This window comes from Sulfitobacter sp. 15WGC (assembly GCF_005068605.1).
GTDB lineage: Bacteria > Pseudomonadota > Alphaproteobacteria > Rhodobacterales > Rhodobacteraceae > Sulfitobacter > Sulfitobacter faviae.
In genome coordinates, this window is the sequence record NZ_SZNL01000012.1 from 1 (window position 1) to 10466 (window position 10466).

A 10466-nucleotide genomic window follows, 5' to 3' on the forward strand; every position below is an offset into this window, starting at 1 on the left:
GTACCGTCAGGCATCGGACAGCGTGAACGTCTGGTGCTGCGAACTCGGTCGGCCATGCACCTTTCATCATGTTCGATGATGCCGATATGGACCGGCGTCGAAGAGGCGATCAAGGCCAAGTTCGCCTCAGAGGCCGAGCGGATGACCGTTTTCGGCGCGCGCCGCCGGAACGAAGTCGGCGGCAAGCCGCGTTTCCTTGGCCTGATCCTGACAGCGGCGCTTTTGGTCTTCTTGGCCGGTGTCGCGGCTTGGGCCTCGATCTTCCTCGACGAGGGCAGCGCGCTTTCGCGGCTCTTTGGCGACCGCAGCCCGCGCAGCACAGCCGAAGCCTTGGCCCCTGCGGAAACCCCTGAGGTCGAAAATGACATCGCCGTTTTGCCCCCCGAACCGGCAGAGCCTGACGCGATAGAAACCGCCGCCTTGGACGCTGGTCTGACCGACGAAGACGGTGCCGTCCTCGACGCGCTGCGCGACCCTGAGCCGCGCCCCCTGTCAGAGATGACCGAGGCCGAGATCGACGCCAAATATGCCACCACCGGCATCTGGGCCCGCGCCCCGGACGTGCCCCCGGCCCCGGCAGCGGCGATTGATATCGACGATCTCTACCTCACCAGCATCGACCCGATCAGCAGCACGACAGACGCCGTGGCCCTGCCGCCCGCCGATGGGTTCGGCACCGACATCGCCCCCGGCGCGGTCAGCTCTCCGGCGGCGGCGGGCACGCGCTTTGCGCTGGACGCGCGCGGCTTGGTCAAACCCACGGCGCAGGGGGCGCTCAGCCCCGATGGCCATTTGGTTTACCTCGGACGCCCCGCCGTGCAGCCCCCCGCCACTCTGACCCGGCCCGAAGCCGAACCGGCCGAGCCCGAGGTCGACAGCGCCTTGGCCGAGGTCCGGCCCCGTCTGCGCCCCGACGATTTGGCAGAGACGACCGAACGCGCCCAGCTTGGCGGGCTGACACGGTCCGAATTGGCCGATCTGCGCCCGCAACTGCGGCCCAAATCCGTTCAAGAAATCGCTCAGGAAGCGCTCGCCGCTGCCACGCCTGAGCCCGAGGTCGCCCCCATCGACACCAGTGGCGCGGTCGCCGCCGCCCTCGCCACGCCGCCCGCAATCCAAAACGCGACGAAACAGGCCACAACCCAGTCGCGCCGCCCCGATACCCGGCCCCGCAATTTCGACCGGATCGTGAAACGCGCCGCCCGCCGGGCCGCGCCTGCACAGGTCGCGAGCGTGGCACCCAAGGCCGTGCAGCCGCGTTTCCCCTCGAAGACCTCCGTGGCGAAACAGGCCACGGTGAAGAATGCGATCAACCTGCGCGACGTCAATCTGATCGGCGTCTATGGCAAGCCCTCGAACCGCCGCGCTCTGGTTCGGCTCAGCAACGGGCGTTATCAAAAGGTTGAGGTCGGCGACCGGATCGACGGGGGCCGCGTCTCGGCCATCGGCGATAGCGAGCTGCGCTATGTGCGCCGGGGTCGGAATGTCGTGCTGAAGATGCCGAACTAGGTTTCAACACAAAAAAGGGACGCCGCAGCGCCCCTTTTTCCCTCCCCCGGATGTACTTCTGATTAGGTGGCCTCAAGCTCGCCATTGTCGATCTGCTCTTGCTCGATCGATTCAAAGAGCGCCTTGAAGTTGCCCTCACCGAAACCATCGTCGCCCTTGCGTTCGATGAACTCAAAGAAGATCGGCCCGATCACGGTTTTCGAGAAAATCTGCAACAGGATGCGCGTCTCGCCGCCGTCGACCACACCTTCGCCGTCGATCAGGATGCCGTGTTTCTGCATGCGGTCCAGCGGCTCTTCGTGGCCGGTCACCCGCTCTTTCGACATCTTGTAATAGGTCTCAGGCGGCCCGGGCATGAACTTCAGCCCATTGTCGGCAATCGCATCGGTGGCGTCATAGATGTTGCGCGCACCAACGGCGATATGCTGGATGCCCTCACCGTTGTATTTCTTGAGATAGGCCACGATCTGCCCGGTTTCGCCTCGGTCTTCGTTGATCGGGATGCGAATGCGCCCGCAGGGCGAGGTCAGCGCGCGGCTGGTGAGCCCCGTATATTTGCCCTCAATGTCGAAGAAGCGGATTTCGCGGAAGTTGAACAGGTCGCCGTAGAACTTGAACCAGACGTCCATATTGCCCTTGTGCACGTTGTGCGTCAGGTGGTCGAGGTAGTAGAACCCCACGCCCTCGGGTTTCGACTTGGCGATCCAGTCGTATTCCCAATTGTAGGGCGAGGTATCGTAATATTGGTCGACGAAATAGATCAGCGAGCCGCCGATGCCCATGATCGCGGGCACGTCGAGCACCTTGCCATCGCCCTTATATTCCTCGGCCCCATTGGCCACCGCGTGCGCCAGCGCCTTTTGCGCATCCACGACGCGCCAGCCCATGGAGGGGGCGCAGGGGCCGTGCTCTTCGACAAAACGCGCGGCAAAGCTCTCGGGGTCGTGGTTCAAGACGTAGGTGATGTCGCCCTGCTGCCAAAGCTCGATCTTCTTGGTCTTGTGGTTGGCGACATGGGCATAGCCCATTTTGGTGAAGACATCGCGCAGCGCCTGCGGGTCGGGGCTGGCAAATTCGACAAACTCGAAACCATCGGTGCCGGCGGGGTTCTCTGCCGTGATCTGCGATTTCGGGGCGTCATGCGGGAAAGGGCCCATGTCAGTCTCCTCTGCTTTGGGATTTGCCCCAGTCTACGCCGCAACCGCCGCCCGAATTGCGCGTATCGCAGCATTCAACTGGTCAATTTCGCACAAGCGACGCATACTACCTCCAAACCATGCGGAGATCGCGCATCATGCTCGATGAGATCGACAGGCGGCTGCTAACGGCGCTGCAAAAGAACGCCCACCTCACGGCGCAGGAGTTGGGACAAGAGCTGAACCTCTCCCCCAGCCAAGCGGGGCGCAGGCGTCAGCGGTTGGAGGTCGAAGGCTACATTCGCGGCTATCACGCGCGGCTTGATCCGGTGCGGATGGGGCTGAACGTGCAGGGCTTCGTGCAGGTCCATCTGGGCACCCACGGGCCGGAACATTCGGCAAGCTTTGCCCGGCTCATGGCCACCCGTCCCGAGATTGTGAGCGCATGGACGATGACGGGGGATGCGGACTACCTCCTGAGGGTCTATTGTGACGATCTGCCGAGCCTGAACAGGCTCATCCACGACGTTCTTCTGCCCCATCAGGCCGTGAGCCGGGTGCATAGCCAGATTGTCATGGATCAACTGAAACAGGACGGGCCATTGCCCACCTGACTCTGAAAGAGGACCGCAATGGAAGGTTTCCTGTTCCAAGCCTCCGTCTATCTGGCCGCCGCGGTGATTGCCGTGCCCATCGCCGCGCGATTGGGGCTGGGGTCGGTGTTGGGCTATCTGGCGGCGGGCATTCTGATCGGGCCGGTGCTGGGCCTCGTCGGGTCCGAGACGAAGGACGTGCAGCATTTCGCGGAATTCGGCGTTGTGATGATGCTCTTCCTGATCGGGTTGGAGTTGGAGCCGCGCGCGCTCTGGGACATGCGCCACCGTCTGCTGGGCTTGGGGGGCTTGCAAGTGCTGCTGTCGACGGCGGCACTCATGGCCATCGCCATGGCTTACGACCAGCCGTGGCGCGTGGCGCTGGCAATCGGGCTGACGCTGGCGCTGTCCTCGACGGCCATCGTGTTGCAAACCCTTTCGGAAAAGGGGCTGATGCGGACCCAAGGGGGGCGCTCCGTCTTCTCTGTCCTGCTGACGCAGGATATCGCAGTGATCCCCATCCTCGCCTTCCTGCCGCTGCTGGCCACGGGCATTCCGGGCGGGCTTTTGCCCGATGGGTCCATCTCGCTCGACCCTGAGGCGGTGGAGAATGCCCATCACGGGGCCGAGGGCAGCCACGCAGGCGACGTCGCCCATGCCGCGCAGACCTTCGTGCAAAGCCTGCCGGGCTGGGGCGTTACGCTGGTTACTATCGGAGCGGTCGCCGCGATCATCCTCGTGGGCATCTACCTGACCCGTCCGGTGTTCCGCTACATCCACCTCGCCAAGCTGCGCGAGATGTACACCGCGCTGGCGCTGCTGATCGTGGTGGGGATTTCCTCGCTGATGACCGTGGTCGGTCTGTCGCCCGCGCTCGGCGCCTTTCTGGCGGGCGTGGTGCTTGCCAGCAGCGAGTTCCGCCATGAGTTGGAAACCGACCTCGAACCTTTTAAGGGGCTGCTCTTGGGGCTGTTTTTCATCACCGTGGGGGCGGGCATCAACTTTGTCCTGCTGTTCGAAAAACCGCTGATCCTGATCTGCATGGCGCTGTTGGTCATCATCGTCAAAGCGCTGATCCTGATGGTACTGGGCCGCCTCTTCCGCCTCAAAGGCCGCGACGGTTGGCTTTTCACGCTGGCGCTGGCGCAGGCCGGGGAATTTGGTTTTGTGCTGGTCAGCTTTTCCCTCGCCACCGGCGTCATGCCCGACCCGATTGGCGAGACGCTTTTGCTGGTCGTGGCCCTAACCATGCTGATCACGCCGCTGCTTTTCATCCTGCACGACCTGATCAGCCGACGCCTTGACGACGGCGGCCCCGTCATCGCCGATGAGATCGACAGCAGCGGCCCGGTGATCATCGCGGGCGTCGGTCGCTTTGGCCAGATGGTGAACCGGATGGTCCAAGCCAGCGGATTTCAAACCGTCGTGCTGGACCACAACCCCGAGACCATCGCCGTCATGCGGCGCTTTGGCTTCAAGGGGTTTCTGGGCGATCCGACGCGGCCCGACATCCTGCGCAAAGCGGGGCTGCAAGACGCCAGCGTCTTGGTGGTGGCCCTTGATGACCCGAAATCGGCAGTCACTCTCATCTCCTACGCGCGGAAAGAGAACCCGAACCTGCATATCGTCAGCCGCGCGCGCGACCGGGAGGAGGTCTACCGCCACTATCAGGCCGGGTCGAATGACATCGTGCGCGAAATGTTCGACAGCTCGCTTCGGGCCGGGCGCTATGTGTTGGAAAACATGGGGCTTTCAGATTTCGAGGCGAATGAGGCACAAAAGCTTTTCTACGCCCACGACCGGGTCTCGGTCCGGGAATTGGCGGCGCTTTGGCGGCCCGATGTGCCGCCCTCGCAAAACGCCGCCTATGTGCCCGGGCGAAGGAGTTGCAGAAGGATTTGGAGACCGCCTTTCTCAATCTTGGCGAAGACAAGGGCAAGGAAAGCGCCTGAACCGGGCAGCCCTTTGGGGGGGCCGCCAGCACAGCCCTATGCGTCGCTGACGCCCGCTTCGGCGAAGGTGGCCATGCCCGCGTGACAGGCAAGCGCGGTCTTGAGGATGCCAATCGCCAAGCCCGCGCCAGAGCCTTCCCCCAGACGCAGGTTCAACTCCAGCAGCGGCTCCTTGTCCAACGCGCCCAAGAGCCGCCGGTGACCACTTTCCGCGCTGAGATGCCCCGCGACGCAGTGATCCAGCGCGCCGGGTGCCGTGCGCGCGAGGCTGAGCGCGGCGGCACAGCAGATGAAACCGTCGAGGATCACCGGGATGCGCAAGGCCCGCGCCCGCGCCAGTGCTCCGGCCATCGCGGCCAATTCCCGCCCCCCGAGGCGGCGCAGGGCCTCTAGCCCATCGCCCTTGTCCGCATGCAGGGCGACCCCCTCGGCCACGACCTCGGTCTTCAGTGACAGGCCCGCGTCATCCACCCCGGTGCCGCGTCCGGTCCAAAACTCCGCCCCGCCGCCCAAAAGCGCCGTGGCAAGTGCCGCCGCCGAGGTGGTGTTGGCGATGCCCATCTCACCCACGACAAGCAGATCGGCCTCGGGATTGACCGCCTCCCAGCCCGCCCGCAGCGCCTCGACGAATTCGTCTTCCGCCATCGCGGGCGCGACGGTGAAATCCTGGGTGGGCCTGTCCAAGGACAGCGGCACCACGTCGAGGCTCGCGCCATTGACCCGTGCGATCTGGTTAATCGCCGCCCCGCCCTGTTCGAAGTTCGACACCATCTGCGCCGTCACCTCTGCCGGGAAGGCCGAGACGCCCCGCGCGGCGACCCCGTGGTTGCCTGCAAACACGATGATCTGGGGCGCGGCGATCTCGGCCCGCGCCCCGCCGCGCCAGCCGCGATACCAGACGGCGAGATCCTCCAACCGGCCAAGCGCGCCGGGGGGTTTGGTCAGCATGGCGTCATGCGACCGCGCCTCTGCCATCGCCGCGTCGTCGCAGGCGGGCATCGCACGCAGCAGGCTGCGAAATTCGGTAAGACTGGCGAAAGACGTGTTCATATGCGGCCCTTTGCGGATTGATATTCAATCGTTTCTAGCCTTAGCCTGTCGGCGCTGAAAGTGCCGAAGGGGCGAAATAATGGCCATTCCCGACATCACCGCCCTGAGGCAGGCCTTCCGGCCCCGCGACATCGCCGTGGCCTTTGCCTTGCTGACCCGCCTGCCCCTGCCGCATTTCCATTTCCCGACCGAGCCGCACCGCCCCCCGGCCCGCAGCGCTTGGGCCTATCCGCTGGTCGGGATCGTGCTGGCGCTGATTGCCGGGGCCGTCGGTGTGGCGCTGACGCGCTTAGGCGCGACGCCGCCGCTGGTCGCCGCCTTCGTGCTGCTGACACTCGTGATGCTAAGCGGGGCGATGCATGAGGATGGCCTCGCCGATTGCGCCGATGGGTTCTGGGGCGGCTGGACCCGCGAAAAGCGCCTGAAGATCATGAAAGACAGCGTGATCGGCACCTATGGCGTTGTGGCGCTGGTGCTGTCGCTTTTGCTGCGTTGGTATCTCATCAGCGAATTGATCACAGATGAGGCGCTGATCTGGGCGCTGGTCGTCGCCTCCTGCGCATCGCGGGCGGCGATGGTCTGGGTGATGGACAGCCTGCCCACCGCCCGCCGCGATGGGCTGTCTGACCGCACGGGCCGCCCCGGGGAATTGGCGACGGCGGTGGCGGTGCTGATCGGCGTGGTCGTGATCGTGCTGGCGCCGGATTATTCCGCATGGCGCTTGGCGCTTTTGGCGCTGCTTGCCGCATTGGTGGTCCGCCAGATCGCCAAACGCAAGATCGGCGGACAGACCGGCGATGTCTTGGGCGCGACCCAACAGGTGACCGAAATCGCCCTGCTGACTGGTTGCCAGATGATGGCCTACGGCTGGCAGGCCATTCCATAAAAAAAACCGCGCCCCCGGAAGGGACGCGGCCTTATCTTAAATTGTGCCCCGCTTAAGCGGCCACACGGCTTTCCAGCACATCGCCGACCTGCTTTGCGGCAGCGAGTTCATCGCCGCCCGATACGGCGGCCACTTCACGGGTCAGGCGCTCAAGCGCTGCTTCGTAAAGCTGACGCTCGGAATAGCTCTGCTCGCGCTGGTCGTCGGTGCGGTGCAGGTCGCGCACGACCTCGGCAATGGCAATCAGATCGCCGGAGTTGATCTTTTGCTCATACTCCTGCGCGCGGCGGGACCACATGGCGCGCTTAACCTTGGCCTTGCCCTTGAGCGTCTTCATCGCGTGGTTGATTACATCGGGCGTCGACAGGGCGCGCATGCCGATTTCGGTCGCCTTATGGGTCGGCACCCGCAGGGTCATCTTGTCTTTTTCAAAGGAAATTACGAAGAGCTCCAGCGCGATGCCGGCAACTTCCTGCTCCTCAATCGAGACGATCTGCCCCACGCCATGCGCAGGGTAGACGACGAATTCATTGGGGCGGAAATCAAGCTTTTTCGATTTGGTCATATAGATCGCTCCTTGGCGCGCGGGGGAATCCCCGCCATTAACTCAGACACCTGAACAGCACGTAAAACGCATGCGAAGCGCAGCCTGAGCGGTCTGCGTTCGGGTGCGTTTGAGTTAGAAATGTGAGGTCAACCTTGGCAGCAGGGTCGAAACATTATCAGGCTCGTGTGTTACAGCTTGAAGACACTATAGCACAGAATCACGCCTTTCGGAAGCGCCCCCGAGCCGCCATCGGCGGTTTCCCGGTCAATTCAGCGGGTTAACACCTAAAGTTGAGGTCACAGAGGCGCAACAAAGCGCGAATCGCCGTGCCTTAGCCGCCCTCGCCCGGTTTTTCCGAGAAGAGCTCCATCTTGCCCTCTTTGCCATCCATCTCTTCCGCTTCGGGCAGCGGGTCTTTCTTGGTGATGATGACAGGCCAAAGTTCGGAATACTTGCGGTTGAACTCCACCCATTTCTCCATATCCGGCTCGGTGTCCGGACGGATCGCATCGGCGGGGCACTCAGGCTCGCAAACGCCGCAATCGATGCATTCATCGGGGTGGATCACCAGCATGTTCTCGCCTTCATAGAAGCAGTCCACCGGGCACACTTCGACGCAGTCGGTGTATTTGCAAGCGATGCAGGCGTCATTCACAATATAGGTCATGCGGAAACTCTGGCTGGATATGTGAGGGACTAGCTAAACCGGAGCGCGGGATCATTCAAGGTGGCGCGCCTTAGAAAGATCAAGCTGCCTGCGGTCGCGCTTGGTCGGGCGGCCCTTTCCCTCAAAACCGGGATTTTCGGGCTGTCTGTCCTTTGATTTGGGCTGCGGCGGGGACAGATCGGTGTAGAGCGTCTGCGCTTCGGGGGCCGGGCCGCGGCGATGGCCGATCGCCTCGATGCGGATCACCCGCACATGGTTGCCTTGCGGAAAGGTTAGCACATCGCCGGGGCCGACGTTGCTGGCGCGTTTCTGCGTCGGCGTGCCGTTGATCCGAACCGCGCCGCCCGCCACCTGCGCGGCAGCGAGCGAACGGGTCTTGAAAAAGCGGGCGTGCCACAGCCATTTGTCCAGCCGCAGTTTCGCGCCCGCCTCCACTTACTTGTCGTCCTTCAGCCCCATCAGCGCGGCGGCAAAGGGGTTGTCAGGGTCGATCTGCTTTTCCTTGCGCGGAGGACGGGCCGAGAAGTTCTGCGACTTGCCGCCTTTGTCACCGCCGGGCTTGCGCCCCTTGCCCTTGGCAGGTTTGCCACGCGGCTTGCCCTGCCCTTGGTTGCGATCCCCGCCGCGACGGTTGCCACCGCCATTGCCACGCGGGCTCCGGGCCCATGTGAAGATGTAATAGGTCTCCATCTCCGGCCCGGCGACATCGGCGTCGGGCGCGGTGCCCTGCGGGATTTCTTCCGCTGGCACTTCGGGGATGTTGGTGTCGACCTCAGGCTCTTCGGAGGCCACATCGGCCATGGGCGCGATGCCATCGTCGGGCATCTGCGCCACATCCGCAGGGCGGTCATCGGGGTTAGTCTCATCCGAAGGGGTTTCGATGATACCGCCTGCAGGTTCATCGGCGGCGACATCCATGATCGGCTTGTCGGCCGCGTCGTCACCGGGCAGATCGCTGTCAATTTTCTCGGGCACCACGGTATCGGCGGAGGGGGCCATCGCGTCATGGCTGCCGTCTTTGGGCATCACCACATCGACGGGTTTCACCTTGGTCCGCTCATCCTTCTCGGCCTTGTAGCCCAGACCTTCCATCAGGTCGGCGAATTGCTCAAGCGTCATGCCGGTGATCGACAGCATGTCAGGCTTGGCCTCGAACCCACCGCGCGAATCTTCGGCCCGCAGCATATCGGCGAGACGTTCCAGCATGTCGATGCGGATCGCGCGTTTGCCGGCGTTGCGGTAGCCCGACATGGTGTCGGCCCCGGCGGGTGCCTCGGCTTCAACCGGAATGGTCACCAGACCGGGAGGGGGGGATTCAGGGAATTCGTTCAGCCCTTTGGCCAGCGACCAGAGCACCAGACGCAACCGCGTCGGCGCGGGTTTGAGCATTAGCGGCATAAAGATGGTAAACTGGCCGAACCGGATGCCATGTTTGCGCAGCGCACCGCGGGCGTCTTGATCCAGCGCCTTCACATCCTCGGCCACTTGGGCGCGGGGCAGAATGCCGAAATTCTCAACCAGTTGGAAGGCAAAGCCACGGGCCAGCCCAGTCAACGTGTCATCCTTGCTCAGCCCCAGAAGCGGCTCGAACAGGGCCGCGACCTTGCGGTCGATGAAGTGCTGGAGGCGGCGTTTCACCTTCTCGGCCACTTCAGGCCCGGCGATATCGTCGACAAAGACTTCGACCTGCGGCTTCAGCGCGTCGCTGCCAGCGGTCAGTTTGCCCACCGCAGCGCTGCCCCACATGAGGCCGCCCTGTTCGGTGAAGTCAATCTCGGTGTCCGGGGCGTTGTAGAACCGGTCGGCGCGCAGATGGAACTGCGGAGCCAAGGCCTGCAATGCGGCGGTTTTCACCGTTTTGTCTTCAGCCGCACCCGCGCCCTTGTCCACCCGAAAGCGGAACCCGTCCAGCTTGCCTACAAATTCACCTTCAACGGTGACTTCACCGGTCTCGTTTACATCGGCCACCATGGCTTCCTTCTGTCCAAGCCGGCGCAGCAATACACTTGTGCGCCGATCTACAAATCTTTGAGTCAAACGCTCATGCAGAGCGTCCGACAAGCGGTCTTCTACGACACGCGTCGTGTCGCGCCAATGGCTTTCGTCCTTTGTCCAGCCCTTGCGGC

The 10466-nt window shown here is 63.5% G+C and carries 7 protein-coding genes and 3 pseudogenes; 4 read left to right on the top strand and 6 right to left on the bottom strand.

The features are described 5' to 3' along the window. A pseudogene (locus FCK22_RS11565) lies at window positions 1–1509 on the top strand (hypothetical protein); the annotation flags it as partial. 62 nt (window positions 1510–1571) lie between these two features. Here the strand turns inward: FCK22_RS11565 and hppD are convergent. Beyond that, on the bottom strand, window positions 1572–2666 hold the full coding sequence (gene hppD, locus FCK22_RS11570) for a 4-hydroxyphenylpyruvate dioxygenase (RefSeq protein WP_067262490.1): 1095 nt from the start codon (window positions 2664–2666) through the stop codon (window positions 1572–1574). 137 nt (window positions 2667–2803) lie between these two features. Here hppD and FCK22_RS11575 point away from each other — a divergent pair, with 137 nt between their 5' ends. Beyond that, complete coding sequence (locus FCK22_RS11575) at window positions 2804–3259, top strand: Lrp/AsnC family transcriptional regulator (RefSeq protein ID WP_067262495.1); 456 nt, start codon at window positions 2804–2806, stop codon at window positions 3257–3259. Window positions 3260–3277: 18 nt separating this feature from the next. Next, window positions 3278–5190, top strand: a pseudogene (locus tag FCK22_RS11580) (monovalent cation:proton antiporter-2 (CPA2) family protein). A 36-nt stretch (window positions 5191–5226) separates the two neighbouring features. Here the strand turns inward: FCK22_RS11580 and cobT are convergent. Further along, window positions 5227–6240: a nicotinate-nucleotide--dimethylbenzimidazole phosphoribosyltransferase gene (gene cobT / locus FCK22_RS11585; RefSeq protein WP_067262485.1), complete on the bottom strand. Its 1014-nt coding sequence runs from the start codon at window positions 6238–6240 to the stop codon at window positions 5227–5229. Window positions 6241–6319: 79 nt separating this feature from the next. On the opposite strand from cobT, the gene cobS reads away from it, so the two are divergent. After that, complete coding sequence (gene cobS / locus FCK22_RS11590) at window positions 6320–7126, top strand: adenosylcobinamide-GDP ribazoletransferase (protein WP_082851986.1); 807 nt, start codon at window positions 6320–6322, stop codon at window positions 7124–7126. 52 nt (window positions 7127–7178) lie between these two features. Here cobS and FCK22_RS11595 read toward each other — a convergent pair whose 3' ends face one another. From FCK22_RS11595 to FCK22_RS11610, 4 genes and pseudogenes are all read right to left on the bottom strand, one after another. Further along, on the bottom strand, window positions 7179–7691 hold the full coding sequence (locus FCK22_RS11595; protein ID WP_007120274.1) for a CarD family transcriptional regulator: 513 nt from the start codon (window positions 7689–7691) through the stop codon (window positions 7179–7181). A 313-nt stretch (window positions 7692–8004) separates the two neighbouring features. Continuing rightward, a complete protein-coding gene (fdxA, locus tag FCK22_RS11600; protein WP_067262482.1) occupies window positions 8005–8340 on the bottom strand; it encodes a ferredoxin FdxA in 336 nt (111 codons plus the stop codon). A gap of 51 nt (window positions 8341–8391) precedes the next feature. Continuing rightward, window positions 8392–8775 (bottom strand): RNA-binding S4 domain-containing protein, encoded by a 384-nt coding sequence (locus FCK22_RS11605; protein WP_067262480.1) that lies wholly within the window; start codon window positions 8773–8775, stop codon window positions 8392–8394. Beyond that, window positions 8776–10466 (bottom strand): annotated as a pseudogene (locus tag FCK22_RS11610) (disulfide oxidoreductase); the annotation flags it as partial.